The organism is Plastoroseomonas hellenica, from assembly GCF_018129085.1.
In the GTDB taxonomy this organism is placed as follows: Bacteria; Pseudomonadota; Alphaproteobacteria; order Acetobacterales; family Acetobacteraceae; genus Plastoroseomonas; species Plastoroseomonas hellenica.
The window spans coordinates 1-19,671 of record NZ_JAAGBB010000047.1 but is presented as its reverse complement, the minus strand read 5'-3'; the positions used below and the strand labels follow the sequence as shown (position 1 = coordinate 19,671).

The 19,671-nt window shown below is 70.9% G+C and carries 22 protein-coding genes; 8 read left to right on the top strand and 14 right to left on the bottom strand.

Features of this window, described 5'->3' with window-relative positions:
- Window positions 1-75 precede the first annotated feature (75 nt).
- Window positions 76-1,128, bottom strand: a complete 1,053-nt coding sequence (gene hemE / locus GXW71_RS27195; protein WP_211855850.1) for a uroporphyrinogen decarboxylase — start codon at window positions 1,126-1,128, stop codon at window positions 76-78.
- A 298-nt stretch (window positions 1,129-1,426) separates the two neighbouring features.
- Between hemE and GXW71_RS27190 the strand changes: the two genes are divergently transcribed.
- Together GXW71_RS27190 and GXW71_RS27185 are read left to right on the top strand one after the other, a co-directional pair.
- Entirely contained in the window at window positions 1,427-2,320 is an 894-nt protein-coding gene (locus GXW71_RS27190; protein WP_211855849.1) for a pyruvate, water dikinase regulatory protein, read from the top strand.
- Window positions 2,317-2,928 carry a Maf family protein gene (locus GXW71_RS27185; RefSeq protein WP_211855848.1) on the top strand — a complete coding sequence of 204 codons (612 nt, stop codon included), beginning with the start codon at window positions 2,317-2,319 and terminating at the stop codon, window positions 2,926-2,928. The genes GXW71_RS27190 and GXW71_RS27185 overlap by 4 nt, the downstream gene beginning before the upstream one ends.
- A 194-nt stretch (window positions 2,929-3,122) precedes the next feature.
- Here the strand turns inward: GXW71_RS27185 and GXW71_RS27180 are convergent, their stop codons facing one another.
- From GXW71_RS27180 to GXW71_RS27155, 6 genes are all read right to left on the bottom strand, one after another.
- Window positions 3,123-3,977 (bottom strand): ParB/RepB/Spo0J family partition protein, encoded by an 855-nt coding sequence (locus tag GXW71_RS27180; RefSeq protein ID WP_211855847.1) that lies wholly within the window; start codon window positions 3,975-3,977, stop codon window positions 3,123-3,125.
- Window positions 3,974-4,786 (bottom strand): ParA family protein, encoded by an 813-nt coding sequence (locus GXW71_RS27175; protein WP_211855846.1) that lies wholly within the window; start codon window positions 4,784-4,786, stop codon window positions 3,974-3,976. The genes GXW71_RS27180 and GXW71_RS27175 overlap by 4 nt, the downstream gene beginning before the upstream one ends.
- The gene (rsmG, locus tag GXW71_RS27170) at window positions 4,773-5,363 is read right to left on the bottom strand and encodes a 16S rRNA (guanine(527)-N(7))-methyltransferase RsmG (RefSeq protein WP_367617380.1); all 591 of its coding nucleotides are present in this window, start codon (window positions 5,361-5,363) and stop codon (window positions 4,773-4,775) included. The genes GXW71_RS27175 and rsmG overlap by 14 nt, the downstream gene beginning before the upstream one ends.
- Window positions 5,360-7,234, bottom strand: a complete 1,875-nt coding sequence (gene mnmG, locus GXW71_RS27165) for a tRNA uridine-5-carboxymethylaminomethyl(34) synthesis enzyme MnmG (RefSeq protein WP_211855844.1) — start codon at window positions 7,232-7,234, stop codon at window positions 5,360-5,362. Before mnmG ends, rsmG begins: the two co-directional genes overlap by 4 nt.
- A 68-nt stretch (window positions 7,235-7,302) precedes the next feature.
- Entirely contained in the window at window positions 7,303-8,604 is a 1,302-nt protein-coding gene (gene mnmE, locus GXW71_RS27160; RefSeq protein WP_211855843.1) for a tRNA uridine-5-carboxymethylaminomethyl(34) synthesis GTPase MnmE, read from the bottom strand.
- A gap of 40 nt (window positions 8,605-8,644) precedes the next feature.
- Entirely contained in the window at window positions 8,645-9,001 is a 357-nt protein-coding gene (locus GXW71_RS27155; RefSeq protein ID WP_211855842.1) for a (2Fe-2S) ferredoxin domain-containing protein, read from the bottom strand.
- Window positions 9,002-9,184: 183 nt separating this feature from the next.
- Here GXW71_RS27155 and GXW71_RS27150 point away from each other — a divergent pair, with 183 nt between their 5' ends.
- Genes GXW71_RS27150 through GXW71_RS27140 form a run of 3 tightly spaced genes read left to right on the top strand, consistent with a single transcriptional unit; the run spans window position 9,185 to window position 12,684 of the window.
- Window positions 9,185-11,209 (top strand): thioredoxin domain-containing protein, encoded by a 2,025-nt coding sequence (locus tag GXW71_RS27150; RefSeq protein WP_211855841.1) that lies wholly within the window; start codon window positions 9,185-9,187, stop codon window positions 11,207-11,209.
- Between the two features lie 34 nt (window positions 11,210-11,243).
- On the top strand, window positions 11,244-11,735 hold the full coding sequence (locus tag GXW71_RS27145; RefSeq protein ID WP_211855840.1) for a methylated-DNA--[protein]-cysteine S-methyltransferase: 492 nt from the start codon (window positions 11,244-11,246) through the stop codon (window positions 11,733-11,735).
- A complete protein-coding gene (locus tag GXW71_RS27140; protein WP_211855839.1) occupies window positions 11,710-12,684 on the top strand; it encodes a quinone oxidoreductase family protein in 975 nt (324 codons plus the stop codon). Before GXW71_RS27145 ends, GXW71_RS27140 begins: the two co-directional genes overlap by 26 nt.
- 85 nt (window positions 12,685-12,769) lie before the next feature.
- On the opposite strand, the gene GXW71_RS27135 is transcribed toward GXW71_RS27140, so the two are convergent.
- Entirely contained in the window at window positions 12,770-13,546 is a 777-nt protein-coding gene (locus GXW71_RS27135; protein ID WP_211855838.1) for a GNAT family N-acetyltransferase, read from the bottom strand.
- Between the two features lie 146 nt (window positions 13,547-13,692).
- Between GXW71_RS27135 and GXW71_RS27130 the strand changes: the two genes are divergently transcribed.
- Window positions 13,693-14,109: a hypothetical protein gene (locus tag GXW71_RS27130; protein ID WP_211855837.1), complete on the top strand. Its 417-nt coding sequence runs from the start codon at window positions 13,693-13,695 to the stop codon at window positions 14,107-14,109.
- 3 nt (window positions 14,110-14,112) lie between these two features.
- Window positions 14,113-14,268 carry a hypothetical protein gene (locus GXW71_RS27125; protein WP_211855836.1) on the top strand — a complete coding sequence of 52 codons (156 nt, stop codon included), beginning with the start codon at window positions 14,113-14,115 and terminating at the stop codon, window positions 14,266-14,268.
- Here GXW71_RS27125 and GXW71_RS27120 read toward each other — a convergent pair.
- On the bottom strand, window positions 14,265-14,876 hold the full coding sequence (locus GXW71_RS27120) for a TetR/AcrR family transcriptional regulator (protein ID WP_211855835.1): 612 nt from the start codon (window positions 14,874-14,876) through the stop codon (window positions 14,265-14,267). The genes GXW71_RS27125 and GXW71_RS27120 overlap by 4 nt on opposite strands.
- Window positions 14,877-14,962: 86 nt before the next feature.
- Here GXW71_RS27120 and GXW71_RS27115 point away from each other — a divergent pair, with 86 nt between their 5' ends.
- The gene (locus tag GXW71_RS27115) at window positions 14,963-15,175 is read left to right on the top strand and encodes a hypothetical protein (protein WP_211855834.1); all 213 of its coding nucleotides are present in this window, start codon (window positions 14,963-14,965) and stop codon (window positions 15,173-15,175) included.
- Between the two features lie 12 nt (window positions 15,176-15,187).
- On the opposite strand, the gene GXW71_RS27110 is transcribed toward GXW71_RS27115, so the two are convergent.
- The 5 genes from GXW71_RS27110 to GXW71_RS27090 all read right to left on the bottom strand — a co-directional run bounded on the left by GXW71_RS27110 (window position 15,188) and on the right by GXW71_RS27090 (window position 19,481).
- Window positions 15,188-15,733, bottom strand: a complete 546-nt coding sequence (locus tag GXW71_RS27110; protein WP_246526931.1) for an HD domain-containing protein — start codon at window positions 15,731-15,733, stop codon at window positions 15,188-15,190.
- 269 nt (window positions 15,734-16,002) lie between these two features.
- On the bottom strand, window positions 16,003-17,283 hold the full coding sequence (gene rho, locus GXW71_RS27105) for a transcription termination factor Rho (protein ID WP_211855832.1): 1,281 nt from the start codon (window positions 17,281-17,283) through the stop codon (window positions 16,003-16,005).
- Between the two features lie 322 nt (window positions 17,284-17,605).
- A complete protein-coding gene (locus GXW71_RS27100; RefSeq protein ID WP_211855831.1) occupies window positions 17,606-17,923 on the bottom strand; it encodes a hypothetical protein in 318 nt (105 codons plus the stop codon).
- A 53-nt stretch (window positions 17,924-17,976) separates the two neighbouring features.
- A complete protein-coding gene (locus GXW71_RS27095; protein ID WP_211855830.1) occupies window positions 17,977-18,708 on the bottom strand; it encodes a 2OG-Fe dioxygenase family protein in 732 nt (243 codons plus the stop codon).
- Window positions 18,705-19,481 (bottom strand): (Fe-S)-binding protein, encoded by a 777-nt coding sequence (locus GXW71_RS27090; protein WP_211855829.1) that lies wholly within the window; start codon window positions 19,479-19,481, stop codon window positions 18,705-18,707. The genes GXW71_RS27095 and GXW71_RS27090 overlap by 4 nt, the downstream gene beginning before the upstream one ends.
- Between the last annotated feature and the right edge of the window lie 190 nt (window positions 19,482-19,671).

Sequence of the window (19,671 nt, the reverse complement as noted above, 5' to 3'; positions counted from 1 at the left end):
CCGGACCCACCCGCAAGGAGCCTGGAGGCTCCTTGACCTGCCTGACTTGGTGCCGTGCTGGGGAAGGTGGGGGCGCTATCCCGCCCGCACCAGCCGCACCAGGGCCGCCACGTGCTCCGGCGGCGTCGGCGGCAGGATGCCGTGGCCCAGGTTGAACACGAAGGGCCGGCCGCGCATCGCCGCCAGGATCGACCGCGCCTCCACCTCCAGCGCCATGCCGCCGGCGAGCAGCGCCAGGGGGTCGAGGTTGCCCTGCAGGGTGATCTCCCGCCCGATCGCCTGGGCGGCCCAGCGCGGGTCCATGCCGGTGTCCATGGCGACCGTGCGGACCCCCGCCCGGGCGGCGTATTCGGTGAGCATCGGGCCGGCCAGGCGCGGGAAGCCGATCACCGGAATGGCCGGGTGGCGCTTGCGGATCAGGCGGAGGATCGCGGCCGTCGGTTCGATGACCCAGCGCCGGAACTGGGAGGGCGAGAGCATCCCGGCCCAACTGTCGAACAGCATCAGCGCCTCGGCGCCGGCATCGGCCTGCGCGATCAGGTATTCCGCCGTCGCATCGACCAGGATGCGGATCAGCCGGCCGAACAGGGCAGGATCGGCATAGGCCATGCCGCGCGCCGCGGCATAGTCCTTTGAGCCGTGGCCTTCGACCATGTAGCAGGCGACGGTGAAGACGCCGCCGGCGAAGCCGATGAGGGTCGTCTTCGGCGCCTCCGCGGCGAGGGCCGCGCGCACCTGCCGGACCGTCTCGAAGATCGGCGCCGCGCCGTCCAGGAGGCGGGCCGGATCCAGCCGCCCGATCGCCGCGGCGTCGCGCAACGGGTCCAGGACCGGGCCCTCGCCCTCGGCGTAGCGAAGCCCCTGACCTAGAGCCCAGGGCACGATCAGGATGTCCGAGAACAGGATGGCACCGTCCATGCCGTAGCGGCGGACCGGCTGCAGCGTGACCTCCGCGGCCAGGCCGGGATTGGTGCAGAGGGCAAGGAAGTCGCCGGCCTGCGCCCGGAGCGCACGGTATTCCGGCAGGTGGCGCCCGGCCTGGCGCATCAGCCAGAGCGGCGGCGGCCAGATGGCGTCCCCCTTGAGGGCACGGAGCAGGGGCTTGGGCGACAGGGTCGAAGCATCCATGCCCCTCCCTTCACTCAGATTAGATTCTTAGAAAAGGAGGAAGTGGCAGTAGGGGGTGTGGATGATGGGGACGCATGTCGTGCCATAGTTTTGCACAGCGGCATCCACAGGCCGGCCGCCCCGAGGAAGCCCTTGGAATCTGGCGCAAAGCGATTCATCCGCCATCGGCGCGCGTTTCGTCCCAAAGCGCCCATAGGACCTCGGTCGCGATGTCGCTATCCCCGACTTGCATCCCCTGCCAGGGATGCGGCCTTCTTGTGCCCGCTGACCCCAACCCGCACCCGGCGTTATCCACACGATGCCCCACAGGACCGTCAACCTGCACCTGGTCTCGGATTCGACCGGGGAGACGCTGAATTCCATTGCGCGGGCGACGCTCGCCCGTTTCGAGGACATCAGGGTCATCCATCATCGCTGGAGCTTGGTGCGATCCCGCCTGCAACTCGACCGCGTCCTGGAAGGCATCGAGCACGAGCCCGGGCCGGTGCTGTTCACCCTGGTGGACCGCAGCCTGCGGCACGCGCTGGAGGAGGCCTGCGCGCGGCTGAATCTCGCCTGCCTGTCGCCGCTGGACGGGGTCATGGACCTGCTGCAGAGCACGATCGGCGCCACGGCGCGGGAGAAGCGGGCGGCCCAGCACGTGATGGACGCCGACTATTTCCGGCGGATCGACGCCATGCACTACGTGCTGTCCCATGATGACGGCCAGGGGACGGCGGGCATCGCGGAAGCCGATGTCTGCCTGGTTGGCGTCTCCCGCAGCTCGAAGACGCCGACCTGCTTCTACCTGGCGAATCGCGGCATCAAGGCGGCGAATGTGCCGATCGTGCCGGGTGCGGCCTTGCCGCCGGAGCTCGAGAGCCCGCCCTGCCCGGTGGTCGGCCTGCATATCGAGGTGAACGCCCTGATCGACATCCGCCGCCATCGGCTGCGGCTGATCGGCGCGGCCGGGGTGCGGCAGGATGCCAATGACTACATAGATCACGAAGCTGTGAAGTCCGAGATCGTGGCCGCACGCCGGCTCTGCACCGCCCGCGGCTGGCCGGTGATCGACGTGACCCGCCGGAGCATCGAGGAGACGGCGGCGACGGTGCTGCAGCTCATGGAGGCCTGGCACGCGCGCCGGCACCTGGCCGAGGCACGGACGGAGCCATCCGATCCCGCGGCCACGGTGCTGGGACACCCCTCGTGATCCAGGCCGCGGTGCCGGGGCTGGTGCTGGCCAGCGGGTCGGCGTCGCGGCGCGCCTTGCTGGAAGGGGCGGGGCTGCGCTTCGAGGTGGAGGCCGCCGCGGTCGATGAGGCATCGATCAAGGAGGCCTGCCAGGCCGAGGCGATCTCGCCGGGGGATGCCGCGATCATCCTGGCCGAAGCCAAGGCGGAGCGCGTGGCGCGCCGGCGGCCGGAGGCGCTGGTGATCGGCGGCGACCAGCTTCTGGTCTGCGAGGGGCGCTGGTTCGACAAGCCGCCGGACCTGGCGGCGGCCCGGACCCAGCTTCTGGCCTTGCGTGGCAAGCGCCATGAGCTGGTCAGCGGCACCGTCGCCTGGCGCGGCGGCGAGCGGGTCTGGCACGACATCACCATCTCCCGCCTGACCATGCGGGAGTTCTCGGAAGCCTTCCTGGAGGACTACCTGGCTCTGGAGGGGGAGAGGCTGCTGGCCTCGGTCGGTGGCTATCGGCTGGAAGGACCGGGCGTGCAGCTCTTCACCAAGGTCGAGGGCGACCATTCGGCGATCCTGGGGCTGCCGCTCTTCCCGCTGCTCGGGTTCCTGCGCCAGCATAGTGTATTAATTTATTGACCTCAGACGCCGGCGCCGGAGTTTTCATCGTCCTCAGGCGCCGGCGCACGCATCCGCGTGCTTGGCTTGCGCGCGGTCAGGTGCGCGCCCGGCGTGGCGGTTGGTCGCGCGCGGGCCGCATTCGCGGCCTCGGGGCATCGGCTACGCCTCGCCGCCGCAGGAACTGGTGACGGCCTACGGCCAGTCGGCGCCCTTTACGCCTCCGGCATCAGCAGGCGCAGCAGGCTGTCGAGCTGGTCGAGGTCGCGATAGGCGATGGTCACCGCGCCGCCCTTGGCGCCCTGCGCGATCGTCACGCGGAGGCCGAGGCGCTCGCTCAGGCTCCGTTCGAGCGCTGCGATATCGGCATCCTTGCCGCGGGCAGCGGGTTCGGACGGGGCAGGGGGCGGTCGATCGGCGGCCAGCGCCTCCGCCTGACGGACATTGAGGCCGCGGGCGACGATCTGGTTGGCGAGTTTTTCCGGCTCCTTGGCAGTCAGCAAGGCCCGGGCATGGCCGGCGCTGAGATGGCCATCGCGCAGCAGGTCGCGGACATGGCCCGGCAGGTTGAGCAGGCGCAGCGTATTGGCGACATGGCTGCGCGACTTGCCGACCGCCTTGCCGAGCGCATCCTGGGTGAGGCCGAACTGGTCGATGAGGCGGGAATAACCTTCGGCTTCCTCGACGGCGTTGAGGTCCTCGCGCTGGAGGTTCTCGACCAGGCCGGCGGCCATGGCGGTGCGGTCATCGAAGTCGCGGATGACCACCGGGACCTCGTGCAGCCGGGCGAGCTGCGCGGCGCGCCAGCGGCGCTCGCCGCCGATGATCTGGAAGGCGTTCGGGGTGCGCGGCTTGGGCCGCACCAGGATCGGCTGCAGGATGCCATGCTCCCGGATGGAGGCGGCGAGCTCCTCGAGCTGCGGCTGGTCGATCGGGCCGCGTGGCTGGAAGGGGCCCGGCTCCAGCGCCTCGATCGGCAGGGCGCGTGGCACCACGGCGGCGGGCGCGCTTGCTTCGCCCATGAGGGCCGAGAGGCCCATGCCGAGGCGGGTCGGTTTCTTTCCGCTCATGCGGCGGTCCTCTTACGGGCGCGTTCGCGCTTCAGGAATTCGGCGGCGAGCGCCAGATAGGCTTGGGCGCCGGGCGAGCGGAAGTCATAGAGCAGCACCGGCATGCCGTGGGACGGCGCTTCGCTGATGCGGATGTTGCGGGGGATCACCGTATCGAAGACCTTGGCGCCGAAGAAGGCGCGGACATCGGCGGCGACCAGTTCCGACAGGTTGTTCCGGCGGTCATACATGGTCAGCACGATGCCATCGAGGGTGAGACCGGCATTCAGGCCGCGGGCCACGCGCTCGACCGTGCGGGTGATCTGGCTGACGCCTTCGAGCGCGAAGAACTCGCATTGCAGCGGCACCAGCACGGATTGGGCCGCGACCAGCGCGTTCAGCGTCAAGAGGCCGAGCGAGGGCGGGCAGTCGATGAAGATATAGTCCTGCCCGTTGAGGACATCGCCGGCGGCAGCCAGGGTATCGGCCAGTCGGCGCTCCCGGTTGTCGATGCCGGCGAGTTCCACCTCGGCGCCGGCGAGGTCGGTGTCGGCCGGAAGCAGGGTGAGGTTCGGGATCGCCGTCGGGCGGGTGAGCTCGGCGAGCGGCTTGTCGCCGATCAGCGCGGCATACGTGCCGGCACCGCGTTCGTGGCGAGCGATGCCGAGGCCGGTGGAGGCGTTGCCCTGCGGGTCGAGGTCGATCAGCAGCACGCGCCTGTCGGCGGCCAGCGCCGCGGCGAGGTTGATGGCGCTGGTGGTCTTGCCGACGCCGCCCTTCTGGTTGGCGAGGGCGATGATGCGGGGCTGGCCGTGGTCAGGGCGCGGCACGGCGGATCTCGCTGAGGCGGAGGATGGCGGCGGTGGGATCGGTGCGACTCGGGTGCCGCTCGATGGTCATAGTCCAGTCCCTGATGGCCTCGGTCAACTCGGCCTCGGCGTTGCGGCCTTTGGGGAAGATGGCGATCCCGCCGGGCGCGAGCAGGCGCGCCGCATGCGGCAGGAGTTTTGCTAGGGGAGCCAGGGCGCGGGCGGTGAGACCGGAGAGCGGCGGCAGGGCGGCGTCCTCGATGCGGGTGGCGTGGATGCGGATGGCGGGGAGGTCCATGACGCGCGCGGCTTCGATCAGGAAGGCGCATTTGCGCCGATCGGACTCGACCAGGTGCCACTCGCGATCCGGCTCGGCGGCGGCCAGCACCAGGGCCGGCAACCCGCCGCCGGAGCCGAGATCGCCCATCGGACCGGCTTCCGGCAGCAGGGGAAGCAATTGCAGGCTGTCAGCGATGTGCCGCTGCTCCACCTGCGCCACATCGGCCGGGGCGATCAGGTTGATGCGGGCATTCCAGGTGAGCAGCAGGTCGCGAAAGGCGTCCAGCCGGGTCCGGATCGCCCCGTCGGGCTGTTTCACGTGAAACACCCAGGCGCGGCGCGGCGGAGATGGACCGCGAGCGCTGCCATCGCGGCCGGAGTGATGCCGGGCACGCGGCCGGCACTGCCGAGGGTGGCCGGTCGGGCCCGGGTCAGGCGCTGGCGCATTTCGTTAGAGAGGCCAGGAATGATCGCGAAGTCGAGACCGTCGGGGATCGGGGTGCGCTCCTCCCGGGCCAGCAGGCGCAACTCGGCCTCCTGCCGCTCCAGATAGGGGGCATAGAGCGCCTCGGCCTCGAGCTGGGTGCGGATGGCGGGGGAGAGCTCGGCGATCCAGGAAAAGGCTCGTGCGACCTCCGCGGGCGTGATGCCCGGGAGCGACAGCACCTCCAACGCCGACCGGCGCCTGCCGTCCTGATTGATCGGAATGCCGAGGGCGGCGAGCCGCGCCGGGGTCTCGGTCTCGGACCGGGCGCGGACCAGGGCATCGCGCAGCACCATGGCGAAGGCAGCATGACGGCGGGTGCGCTCGGGGCCGACGCAGCCCCAGGCGCGGCCGCGCTCCGTCAGGCGCAGCCCCGCATTGTCAGCCCTGAGCGCCAGCCGGTGCTCGGCGCGCGCCGTCAGCATGCGGTAGGGCTCGGAGACACCCTGGAGCGTCAGATCGTCGGTCAGCACGCCGATATAGGCTTCGGCGCGGGTCAGGACCCGGTCGGGTGCTGAGCCGCCGGCCCGCTGGGCGGCATTCAGGCCGGCCATCAGGCCCTGGGCGGCCGCCTCCTCATAGCCGGTGGTGCCGTTGATCTGGCCCGCCAGGAACAGGCGCGGGATGGCGCGCAGCTCAAGCGTCGGGTGCAGGGCGCGCGGATCGACATGGTCGTATTCGATGGCATAGCCGGGGCGGAGGATCGCCGCCCGCTCCAGCCCGGGGATGGAGGCGATCATCGCCGCCTGCACATCCTCCGGCAGGGAGGTGGAGATGCCGTTCGGGTAGACGGTGTCGTCGTCCAGCCCCTCCGGCTCCAGGAAGATCTGGTGCCGCTCGCGCTCGGCGAAGCGGACCACCTTGTCCTCGATCGAAGGGCAGTAGCGCGGCCCGACACCCTGGATGCGCCCGCCATAGACCGCGCTCTGGTGCAGGTTGGCGCGGATCAGGGCGTGAGTCGCGGGCGTCGTCGCGGTGATCGCGCAATGGACCTGGCGGTTGGTGATACGCTCAGTCAGCCAGGAGAGAGGCTCGGGCGGGTCGTCCCCGGGCTGCGCTTCCAGCGCCGCCCAGTCGATGGTGCGGCCGTCGAGGCGTGGCGGCGTGCCGGTCTTGAGGCGGGCCAGCGGCAGGCCGGCGCGCTCGAAGGCCAGGGCGAGGCCAATCGCCGGCGCATCGCCGACCCGGCCGGCGGGAATGCGCCGGTCTCCGATATGGATCTCGCCGCGCAGGAAGGTGCCGGTGGTGACGATCAGCGCCCCGCAGGCGATGCGCTGGCCGTCGCCGGTGATGACGGCGGCGATGCCGCCATCCGGGCCGAGCGCGATGTTCTCGGCGGCGCCTTCGAGCAGGTCGAGGCCAGGCTGTGCCTCCAGCAGCGCCCGCATCGCCTCCCGGTAGAGGCGGCGATCGGCCTGGGCGCGCGGGCCGCGCACCGCGGGTCCCTTGGAGGCGTTCAGCATCTTCACATGGATGGCGGCGGCATCCGCCGCGCGCGCCATCACCCCATCCAGCGCGTCGATCTCCCGCACCAGGTGGCCCTTGCCGACGCCGCCGATGGCGGGGTTGCAGGACATGGCGCCGATGGTGTCCAGGCGATGGGTCAGCAGCAGGGTGCGCGCGCCGCAGCGCGCGGCCGCGGCCGCGGCCTCGCAGCCAGCATGGCCGCCGCCGACCACCACCACGTCGAATGACAGGCTCTCCATGGCGGGGCTTATACCAGCGGCCTTGATCCTTGCCAGGATCAGGGCTGCCGGAAACGCATCGTACCGGCCTATTTCCCGATGCAGAAGTCCCGGAAGACGATGTCGAGGATCTCCTCGACCCCGACGCGGCCGGAGAGCCGGCCGAGCGCCCGTACCGCGGCGCGGAGCGCCTCCGCGGTGAGCTCTGGCAGGGGGGCCTGCTCGGCCTCCGCCAGCCAGCGGGCGGCTTCGGTCAGCGCGGCGCGGTGGCGCGGGCGGGTCAGCAGGGCCTCGCCGCCGGCACGCGCGACGGCGGCCTCGGTCAGGCGGGCGCGGAGCGCCTCCATGCCCTGGCCGGTGGCGGCGCTGACCGGCAGGGCGTCGGGCAGGGGGCTCGGCGCCAGGTCGGCCTTGCTGGCGATGGCGAGGGTGTCCGGGCCGAGCAGCGCCAGGGTCGCCGCATCCGGCGGCTGGTCGCCGGCGAAGATGGCGAGCCTGAGATCGGCGGCCTCGGCGCGGGCGAGCGCCCGGCGGATGCCCTCGGCCTCGATATCCTCGGCCGCCTCCCGCAACCCGGCGGTGTCGGCGAGGATCACGGGGATGCCGGCGAGGTCGAGCCGCACCTCCACCACATCGCGCGTGGTGCCGGCGCGGGCCGAGACGATCGCCGCGTCCCGCCCCGCCAGCGCGTTCAGCAGCGAGGATTTCCCGGCATTCGGCGCGCCGAGGATGGCGATGGAGAGGCCGTCCCGAAGCCGCTCGCCACGGCCGCCATCGGCCAGGTGCTTCTCCAGCTCCGCCCGCAAGGACGCGGCACCGACGCGGGCGCGGCTGGACAGGTCCGTCGGCAGGTCGTCATCGGCGAATTCGATGGCAGCTTCCTGGTGGGCCAGCAGCCGGGCGCAGCCATGGCTCCAGCCGGCGACGCGGGCGGCCAGCGCCCCTTCGACCTGGGCGAGGGCCTGGCGCCGCTGCCCGGCGGTCTCCGCCGCGACGAGATCAGCGATGCCCTCGGCCTCGGTCAGGTCCATGCGGCCGTTGAGGAAGGCGCGGCGGGTGAACTCGCCGGGCTCGGCCGGCCGGGCGCCGAGGGCGACCAGCGACTCTGCGACGCCTGCGATCACCGCCGGCCCTCCATGGAGCTGCAGCTCCGCCGCATCCTCCCCGGTGTAGGAGCGGGGGGTGGGGAACCAGAGCAGCAGGGCACGGTCCAGAATCTCCTCGCTGTCCGGCATGCGCAGCCGGCGGAGGCTCGCGAAGCGCGGCGTCGGCAGGGGGCCGGCGAGCGCCGTCAGGATCGGCCCCGTGGCGGGGCCGGAGATGCGCAGCACTGCGACGGCGGCCCGCCCAGCGCCGCTCGCCAGGGCGAAGATGGTGTCGGTAGCGGTCACGGCCGTGTTTCACGTGAAACAGTGATGGGGAGCCTCACCATCATGTCTTCGCCGGTGGCTGATGGGCCTCGGTCAGCATCAGGTGTCGGACCCGCCCGCCCTCGATCAGATGCGCCTGCAACACCGCCTCGACATCCTCCCGCGTCTTCACCCCGTACCAGACGCCGTCCGGGTAGATCACCATGGTCGGCCCGAACTCGCAGCGATCGAGGCATCCGGCCATGTTCACCCGCACATCCCGAAGCCCGAGTTCCTTCGCGCGCGCCTTCATGTAGTCCCGCAAGGCCTCGCTCCCCGCGGCCGCGCAGCTTCCCCGGCGGTGTCCGTCGGGGCGACGGTTGCAGCAGACGAAGACATGCGCCCGGAAATAGGGCGGCGGGTCGGCAGGATCGGTCACGGGCGGCGGCTCCGGTTACGATAGGGCGTGATCGCTAGAGGCGGAATCGCTGAAAAGCGTGCATCACGCGATCCAACAAACTGCCTGGAGCAGGGTCGCTTCAGCTTGAAGCGACCCTGCTCCAGGCAAGCGCCGGACCCATGTAGCCGTGACCCCGGACAGCGGCCAGAGGAGCCCTTCACCATGACCACCCTGCCGCCGGAAAACCTGCTCCGCCACGCGTCCTCGCCCTATCTGCAGCAGCATGCCGGAAACCCGGTCCATTGGCGCCCCTGGGGCGAGGCGGCGCTGGCCGAGGCGCGGTCCGCCGGCAAGCCGATCCTGCTCTCGGTCGGCTATGCCGCCTGCCACTGGTGCCACGTCATGGCCCATGAAAGCTTCGAGGATGCGGAGACGGCGGCGCTGATGAACGCGCTCTACGTCAACATCAAGCTGGACCGGGAGGAGCGGCCGGATATCGACGCCCTCTACATGAACGCCTTGCACATGCTGGGCGAACAGGGCGGCTGGCCGTTGACCATGTTCCTGACGCCCGAGGCCGAGCCTTTCTGGGGCGGCACCTATTTCCCGCCGGAGCCCCGCTGGGGCCGCCCCTCCTTCCGGCAGGTGCTGTCCGGCGTCGCCGAAGCCTTCCGGCAGGACGGCGCCAAGGTCGCGCAGAACGTCGCCGCCCTGAAAGGGGGGCTGGCGAAGATGGCGGCCGCGACGCCAGGACCGCTGCCGACCGCGGCGCAGCTCAGCCAGGTGGCGCTCGGCCTTGTCAGGGCGACCGATGCGGAGGAGGGGGGGCTCGCCGGGGCGCCGAAATTCCCCAACCCGCCGATCTTCCGCTTCCTCTGGCAGATGGGCTTCCGCCTGCAACAGCCGGCCTGCGCCGAGGTGACGCACCTGTTGCTGCGGAAGATGTCGCAGGGCGGGATCTACGATCATCTCGGCGGCGGCTATGCCCGCTACTCGACGGACGCCATCTGGCTGGCGCCGCATTTCGAGAAGATGCTCTACGACAACGCCCAGATCCTGGAGCTGCTGGCGCTCGCCCATGCTGCGGCGCCCGACCCGCTCTATGCCGACCGCGCCGCCCAGACCGTCGATTGGCTGGCCCGCGAGATGCTGGCCGAGGACGGCGCCTTCGCCGCCACGGAGGATGCCGACACGGAGGGCGAGGAAGGCCGGTTCTATGTCTGGTCCAAACCCGAGATCGATGCCCTGCTGCCCCCGGAGGACGCCGCCCTCTTCGCCCGCGTCTATGACGTGACGGAGGAGGGCAACTGGGAACACAAGACCATCCTCAACCGCCGCGGCCACCCGGCGCCGCTGAGCCCCGCGGAGGAGGCCCGGCTCGATGCCTGCCGCGCGACGCTTTTCGCGGCCCGCGCCAGGCGCGTGGCGCCCGGCCGCGACGACAAGGTGCTGGCCGACTGGAACGGGTTGATGATCGCGGCCCTCGCCCGCGCCGCCGGGGTCTTCGGGCGGCCGGACTGGCTGGTACTCGCCGAACGCGCCTTCGCCGCGATCCTTCGCCACCACGCCGCGCCGGATGGCCGCCTGCACCATGCCTGGCGCGCCGGCCGTGTCACCGCGCCCGGCCTGCTCGAGGACCAGGCCGCCATGGCCCGGGCGGCCCTGGCGCTGCATGAGGCGACGGGCGGCGCCGCCTACCTTGCCCAGGCGATCGCCTGGGCCGAGGCCACGCATCGCCATTTCGCAGCCCCGGAGGGTGGCCACTTCACCTCCGCCGATGATGCCGGGGACATCCTGGTCCGCGGCCTGACCGCTGCCGACAATGCGACGCCCGCCGGCAACGGCATCCAGGCCGAGGTCGAGGCCCGCCTGTTCCACCTGACCGGCGAGCCCCGCTGGCGGGAGGCGGCGGAGCGCAGCATCGGCGCCTTCGCCGGCCATCAGGCGCTGGCTGCCATGCCGGGCCTGCTGGCGGCGGCCGACCTGCTGACCGAAGGCGCCGCTGTCGTGGTCGCAGGCCCGGAGACGCATCCCGCGACCCAGGCCCTGCTCGCCACGGCGCTCACGCATCCCGACCCGGCGCTGGCGGTGCTGCGCGCCTCCGGCGCCCTGCCCGCTACGCATCCGGCGCATGGCAAAGGCATGCTGGATGGCTCGCCTGCGGCCTATGTCTGCCGGCACGGGACCTGCGCCCTGCCGGTCACCGACCCCGCGTCCCTCGCGGGGCTGCTCGACCGTCCGACTTGACGACATGTTTCTCCCGGTTTCCCATCCGCCTCGCATGCCCCAGCTCTCGCTCATGACCCCCCTCGGCGAGATCACGGTGTCCGAGGAGGATGGCGCCATCGTCGCCCTCGACTGGGGCCGTGGTCGCGACCAGACCGAAACGCCCCTCCTGCGGGCGGCGCGCGCGCAGCTCCACGATTATTTCGACGGTGCCCGCACCGGCTTCGATCTGCCGCTGGCGCCCTACGGCTCCGAATTCCGCCAGCGCGTCTGGGCGGCCATGCGTGCTATCCCCGCCGGCGAGACCCGGACCTACGGGGACGTGGCGAAGCTGCTTGGCTCCGCCCCGCGGGCCGTCGGGCAGGCCTGCGGCGACAACCCGATCCCGATCATCATCCCGTGCCATCGCATCACCGGGAGCAACGGCGCGCTGGGCGGCTATTCCGGCGCCGAGGGCCCGGCTACCAAGCGCGTTCTTCTGGCCCTGGAAGCAGGGGCCACCAGGAAAGGGACTGCCCTCGATGAACCATGCGATCCGCATCCATGAGAATGGCGGCCCCGAGAAGATGCTGTGGGAGGAGGTGCCCGTCCCGGCGCCCAAGCCCGGCGAGGCGCTGATCCGCCATCAGGCGGTCGGGCTGAACTACATCGACGTCTATTTCCGCACCGGCCTCTACAAGGCGCCGTCGATGCCGGCGACCATCGGCATGGAAGCCGCCGGTATGGTGGAAGCGGTGGGCGACGGCGTCACGGAAGTCGCGGTCGGCGATCGCGTCGCCTATGCGACCGGCCCGATCGGCGCCTATGCGGAGCGCCGCACCCTCAAGGCCGATCGCCTGGTGAAGCTGCCGGACGCGCTCAGCTATGAGCAGGGCGCGGCCATGATGCTGCAGGGGATGACGGCGCAGTACCTGATCCGCCGCACCTATCCCGTGAAGAAGGGCGAGACGATCCTGCTGCATGCCGCGGCCGGCGGCGTCGGGCTGATCCTCTGCCAATGGGCCGCGTCGCTGGGCGCCACCGTCATCGGCGTCGTCGGGACCGAGGCCAAGGCCGAACTGGCGCGCGCGCATGGCGCGGCGCACATCATCCTCTCGGGCGAGGACATCCCGGCCCGCGTCAAGGCGATCACCGGAGGCGCCATGGTGCCGGTGGTCTATGACAGCGTCGGCAAGGACACCTTCATCCCCTCGCTCGACAGCCTGGCGCCGCTCGGCATGATGGTCAGCTACGGCAATGCTTCGGGTCCGGTGCCGCCGGTCGATATCGGCATCCTGGCCGCCAAGGGGTCCCTGTTCCTGACCCGCCCGACGCTCGCGACCTATACCGCCAAGCGCGAGGACCTGGTCGCCTCGGCCGAGGACCTGTTCCAGGCGGTGACCAGCGGCGCCGTGAAGCTCCAGATCAACCAGCACTTCCCCCTGAAGGACGCCGCCGAGGCGCACCGGGCGCTCGAAGCGCGGCAGACAACGGGCAGCACCGTGCTGCTGCCCTGAGGCCCGGATCCGGCCGCTACCGCGCGAACGCCATCTCCGGCAGGTTTGCGCCGGGCTGGACGAGCCCTTGTTTTGACGAGCAGATTCACGCCTCCGGGCGATTCCGCCCTCCGGCGATCTGCTCTAGGTAGCGGTACCGATAGGCCTCCCGGAAGCCGAGCCCTTCGAAGGTCGCGCGGGAGGCGGTATTCGCCGCCGCCACCTGCGCGTAGAGCCAGCGTGCCCCCTGCGCCGCCGCCCAGGCGGCGCCGGCGCCGAGAATGCGGCGGGCGAGGCCGCGGCGGCGGAATTCCGGGCGCACGGCCAAGTCGAAGGCGCCGGCGAGATCGCCATCCACCACCAGCGCGGCCGAGGCGGCGTCCACGCCGTCCTCCCGCAGCAGCAGCCAGCCGCCCTTCGCGAGCAGCAGCGGCGCGCTTTCCAGCTTCTCGGCCCGGCGCGCCTCGGTCTGGTACTCGGCGGTCGCGATCACGGCCATCCAGCCGGCGGAGGGCGCATCGAGCACGGTGACCGCGGGATCGGGGCGGGCGATCGCATCGATCGCGCTGGCCAGGATGACCGTCTCGTCCTTTTCGCTGTAGCCGCGGTCGCGCAGGAAGGGATCGAGCCCGGCGGGATCGAGGGGCGTCGAGCGGAAGCGCAGCGGGATTCCTTGTGCTGCGTAGAGCGCCTCGATCCTTGCGATGCGGGCCGGCATGTCGGGGTCGGGCGCGGGATCGAGGGCGCTGACCGCATTGGCGCGGCCGGTGCCGCCGCGGAAGGCGCGCAGCACGAAGGGTCCGTCGAAGGCGATGCGCGGCGCGGGTATGGCGGTCAGCGCCGCCCGCTCGAGAGCGGCGACGCTGGGAAGGCGATTGTCCATCAAGGCTGGTCACTCCGGGGCGCTGGTCGAAAGCATCCTGCATCGCGGTCGGGCCGGCGTCATGCGTTGCACTCCGTTGCGCGCGGGACATCGCGGCGTGACGACGGGGTGCTCTCATCCGGCCCGTCGCCGCAGGAGGTCATGCCATGCAGCCCGTTCCCACCCGCCGTCCGCTGATGCTGCTCGCCGCCGGCTGGATCCTGGCCGCCTTGCCCGCCGCCGCGCAGGCACCGACGCCGGGGATCAAGACGCCGGCGCCGCCACCGGTCGGGACCAGGCGTGCGCGGGTGGCGGCCGAGCGTGGCGATGTCCGTGATCATATCGAGGCCGCCCGCGCCGCGATCGCCGCCCGCCGGCCGGGTGCCGCGAACGATGCCCTGGAGCGGGCCGAGACCATGCTGCTCAATCTCCGGATGGCACGGGCCGGCGAGGACCGCTCGGCGCCTGGCGGCCGCGCGGTGGTGGCGCTGAAGCAGGCGCGCGAGGCGCTGGCCGCCCGCGACTTCGCGGCTGCCGATGCCGCGCTGCGGCCGCTGTCCGACCGAGCCGAATGGCGGAGCTGAACGATGGAACCGACCAGGCTCGCCACCACCACGCTCTGGGCGGCGCTCGCCTTCACCTGGCTCGCGGCTTCGTCGCCGCCGCCGAAGGAGCCGGGGGAGGCGCCTCGGGCGGCCTCCGCCGAGCGTGACGGCGTGGGGCGGGAGGCAAAGCCGGCCTAATCGCCCGCCAGCGAGCCGCCTGCCTTGGCCGCGGCCAGCAGCGCGGCAACCAGGCGCTCGACGGCGCCGGTGTCGTCGCGCAGCCGGTGCGTCAGCAGCCGGTACCAGGAGAAGCCGAACAGCACATCAAGCAGCAGCTCCCGGTCGGCATCCGGCGCGATCTCGCCACGCGCCTGGGCGCGGTCCAGAATGACGGTCGCGGTGGCGCGGCCGCGCGGCAGGAACTCGTCGCGCAGCGACCGCAGCGCCGCGTCATCGGCCTGGGCCTCCGCGATGATGCTGCGAAAGGCCTGGCCGGCCGGCGTCTTGCGCCAGAAGCGGTGCACGCCCTTGATCAGCGCCACCAACTCCTTCTGCGCGGAGCCGAGATCCGGGATCTCCGCGAGCGCGCGGGTCTTCTCCCGCTCATAGAGCTCGATCAGCAGCGCGGTCTTGCTCGGCCACCAGCGATAGAGCGTCGGCTTGCCGGCGCCGGCGCGGCGCGCGACGGCCTCCATCGACACGCCGGCATAGCCGTGCTCGGCCAGCAGCTCATGCGCGGCGTCGAGGATCGCGGCATGGGTCTCGGGGTTGCGGCTATTGCCGATGGAGGTGCGGCGATCTGTCATGGCGCGATCATAGCATGGGGCTTGACGTGACGGAACGGAGCGTTCCATAAGGGGAAACGGAACGTACCGTTCAGATAAGGCAATCCATGACACGCTTTCGCTTCGCCCTGGCGCTCTGCGTCGGCGCCTACCCCCTGATCACCGGCCTGCTCTACCTCTGGGCGCCGGTGCTGGACGACCTGCCCTCCTGGCAGGTCACCCTCGTCATCGTGCCGCAGATGGTCTTCGGCATGGTCTTCGCGGTGATCCCGCTGGTGCACCGCTGCCTCCGCGGCTTCGCCACCGCGCCGGCCCGCTGATGGCGTCCGGCGTCAGGCTTCTTCAGCGAGGCGCAACAGCGCCGCGCGATAGGTCGCGTCGAACAGCGCATCGAGCGCCGGGTTCCCGCCCTTCAGCCCCGCCCCGACCCGTCCCGCCCAGCCGACATACTCGACCCGCCGCGCGTGGTTCCAGGCGGCCGGCGGGCTGTCGATGATGGCGCGCAGGTTGCTGATCTTGTCCGCGAGCTTGAGTTGCTTGGCCGGCGCCGAGCAGACCAGGGCGTGGCTGATCTGAAGCCCTTTCCGGACCTCCTTCGGCAGCGCCTTGTCGTCGGTGACCTCGGCCACAATGCGGGCGACGGCGTCGCCGAATTCGGCAGCGAGTTCCTCCGGCGTGACCGCGGTGTCCTCCACGGTGTCGTGCAGATAGGCGGCGAGGATCGCCTCCCGCGGAGCCCCGTGGGCGACGAGAATCTCCGCCACCTCGATGACGTGGTTCACATAAGGCTCGCCGGCGGCACCCTTGCGGGTCTGGCCGTCATGCGCGCGGGCCGCGAAGGCCAGCGCGTGGGCGAAATCGGGGTCGGTGTCGAGCATAGCGGTCCCTGCAATACGCGAAGCGCAGGGCATTCTCAGGGCAGCGGGCTTGGCCCTATCTGCCGGTCGGGGCGCTGCGCCCGGCCCATCATTCGGTGCAAAACCGGGAGCCGCAAGGCTCCCGGGAGCTCAGGATCGAAGGAACACCGTCAGGTGTTCATTGCGTCACGCCGGTGGCGTGCCAAGGCAAAGGGGATGCGGGAACACCGTCAGGCGTTCATCGCGTCACGCCGAAGGCGTGCCAGGACAAAGGGGATGCGGGAACACCGTCAGGTGTTCATCGCATCGAAGAAGTCCTGGTTGGTCTTGCTGTACTTCAGCTTGTCGAGCAGGAACTCCATCGCGTCCTGGGTGCCCATCGGGTTCAGGATGCGGCGCAGGACCCACATCTTCGACAGCGCCCCGCGCTCCACCAGCAGCTCCTCCTTGCGGGTGCCGGACTTGGTGATGTCGATCGCCGGGAAGACGCGCTTGTCGGAGAGCTTGCGGTCGAGGATCAGCTCGCTGTTGCCGGTGCCCTTGAACTCTTCGAAGATCACCTCGTCCATGCGGCTGCCGGTATCGATCAGGGCGGTCGCGATGATGGTCAGCGAGCCCCCCTCCTCGATGTTGCGCGCCGCACCGAAGAAGCGCTTCGGCCGCTGCAGGGCATTGGCGTCCACGCCGCCGGTCAGCACCTTGCCCGAGGACGGCACCACGCTGTTGTAGGCGCGGCCGAGGCGGGTGATGCTGTCGAGCAGGATCACCACGTCCCGCTTGTGCTCGACCAGGCGCTTGGCCTTCTCCAGCACCATCTCCGTCACCTGCACGTGCCGCGTCGCGGGCTCGTCGAAGGTGGACGCCACGACCTCGCCCCTGACGGTGCGGGCCATGTCGGTCACTTCCTCCGGCCGCTCATCGATCAGCAGCACGATCAGGAAGACATCGGGGTGGTTGGCGGTGATCGACTTGGCGATGTTCTGCAGCATCACGGTCTTGCCGGTGCGCGGCGGCGCCACGACCAGGGCGCGCTGGCCCATGCCAATCGGCGCGACCAGGTCGATGACGCGGTGGGTGTAGTCCTTGGCCGGGCCCTTGGAGGAGGTGTCCTTCTCCAGCTCCGGATTCTCCATCTTCAGCCGGCGCGTCGGATAGAGCGGCGTCAGATTGTCGAAGTTGATGCGGTGCCGCAGGTTCTCGGGCGGCTCGAAATTGATGGTGTTGACCTTGAGCAGCGCGAAGTACCGTTCCCCGTCCTTCGGCGCCCGGATCTGGCCTTCCACCGTGTCGCCGGTGCGCAGGCCGAAGCGGCGCACCTGGGCGGGGGAGACGTAGATGTCGTCGGGGCCGGGCAGGAAGTTGGCCTGCGGGCTGCGCAGGAAGCCGAAGCCGTCGGGCAGGATCTCCAGCGTGCCGTCGCCGTGGATCGCCTGCTCATTCTCCGCGAGCTGCTTCAGGATCGCGAACATCATGTCCTGCTTGCGCAGCGACGAGGCGTTCTCGATCTGCAGCTCCTCGGCGAAGGAGAGCAGGTCCGCGGGGCTTTTCGCCTTGAGTTCCGAGAGATGCATGGGGTGAGCCAGTCCGGTAGTAGTGGGTGAGGGTCCGGGACCTGCTGCGCGCGGCTTGCTGCCTGCGCTGCGCCGTGTGCCGGGTTCGGCATCGGCGACATCCCGAGAAGAAGGAGGGAGACGGGAACGGGCGACGGAGGTGTCGGCACGTGACCGCTTGAGCGACCAAAGCCTAGGCGGATGCCCGGCCCCGGTCAATCGGAGAACTGGTGAGAAAGTGTCGCGGCGTCAAGCCTCTGGCGGACGGTCCCACGATGGTGCCTTGGGAACCGGCCACCGCCGGCCGAGCCGGCTCGCTCGGAAAACCCGAGGCCGAAAAATCCTAACGCGGGGGCGGACTGCTTTGTGGCGGATCACCGCCGGGCTGAGCGTGCGGCTGCCGCTCTCCCGCGGTCGCGGTGCCCAGCATGCCCTGTGGCGTGATGCCGGTGGCGCCCGGCTGCTGGTGGCCGGCCGCGGAGCCGTCGGTTCCGCGATTGACCTCCTGCGGGTTCTGGGTGCGCGGCGCCTGGGCGGCCGGCCCGTCATCGCGCGCGCCCGGCTGGCCCGGCTGGCGGCCGCCGGCATCGGGGGGTGTCTGCGCCGCTCCCGGCAGCGCGAACAGCACCAGGCCCATCAGGCCGATGATCGGGCGCCGCATTCGCTTCTCCCTTTTCTGTCAGCGCGGAACGGCAGCGAAGCGGGAAGGTTGCGTCAGGGCGCCGGATGCCGCTTCCAGGTCAGCACCAGCACATCCCGGGCGGAGGGCAGCGCATCATCCTCCGGCTGCACGGGGGTGACGCCATGCCGCACACGGCGATCATCCAGGATCGCGGTGTCCAGCGCCTGGCGCAGCGTGAAGCGCGCCAGCTCGCGCCCGTTCAGATCCTCGACCAGGGTCTCGCCACCCACGAGATTGGCGCGGCGGATCATGGCGATGATAACGAGGTCGACGCCGTCCTGGTGCACGCCCTCAGGGGTCGGCAGGCCGGGCGCGCCGGCCGCCGCCTCGATGCGGAACTGATGGGCCTCCACGAACCAGTGCTGCGGGCCGGAGACGCGGTCGGCCAGCGCCCGGCCGAGATCGAGCAGCGCGGTCAGCGCCGGATTGGCGCCGACCGCATCCTCGATCGGCGCGAACCAGCGATCGACGCCGCCATTCAGCGTGTTGTGCACGACCGCCTGGAAATGCGGCCGGTGCTCGCCCCGCACATGGCCGGCGACACCCGGGCTCGCGGCGAAATTGGCGATGCGGCGGCGGCGGTAGCGGCCGCCATCGCGCATGAACGCGTCGGTCTCCAGCCGGTTCCAGCTCTCGATGAAACCCGGCAGGTCTGCCGCGGCGTCGCCCAGCAGCGCGGTCACCCGCGCGCCATCCAGGCGCAGGAAGCCTTCGCTGGCGATCTCGGCCTCGAGCGGCGGCAGGGCGGCGAGCGGCGCGTTCATGCTGTTCCTCTGGGGCCTGTATCCCCGATGCCAGGCGTTTCGGCGTCCATGCCGGCCAGCACCTCCGCGACATGGCGGACGCGCATCGCGGCCCCCTCGCGCTTCAGCCGTCCGGCCATGTTGAGCAGGCAACCCATATCCCCGGCAAGCAGCGTCTCGGCGCCGGTCGCCTGGATGTCGCGGGCCTTGTCGGTGACCATGCGGGTCGAGATCTCGGGATACTTCACGCAAAAGGTGCCGCCGAAGCCGCAGCAGATCTCGGGATCCGCCATCTCCTTCAAGGTCAGGCCACGCACCGTCGCGAGCAGCGCCCGCGGCTGCGCCTTCACGCCGAGCTCCCGCAGGCCCGAGCAGCTGTCGTGATAGGTGACGACGCCCGCATGCGCCGCTTCCACCGACGTCACGCCCATGACGTCGGTCAGGAAGGAGACCAGCTCATGCGTCTTCGCGGCCAGCGCCTCGGCGCGGCCGCGATATTCCGGGTCGTCGTCGAACAGCGCCGGATAATGGTGGCTGATCATCCCGCCGCAGGACCCCGACGGCGCGACGACATGGTCGTAGTTCCTGAACGCGTCGACGACGCCGCGCGCGATCTCCCGCGCCGTGGCGCGATCGCCGCTGTTGTAGGCCGGCTGGCCGCAGCAGGTCTGGGCCTGCGGCACCTCGACCTGGCACCCGGCGGATTCCAGCAGGCGGATCGCCGCAAAGCCGACCGTCGGACGATAGAGATCGACCAGACAGGTGACGAAGAGGGCGACGCGTGGCTTGGACATGATCGAAGATTAGGCACGCCCCGCGCCGCCGCGGAAGCGCAACACACGCAGGGCGGCCAGACGCCAGGGTGAGGCGCGGTCCCCGGAAGGGGGTCCGGACCGGGGACATAACTGACAGCTTGGACTGGGGAGATGGCTGACAGTGTTCAGTCATGGGCGGGGAGGACCTGCCTGTGCCTTGGGGATCGAG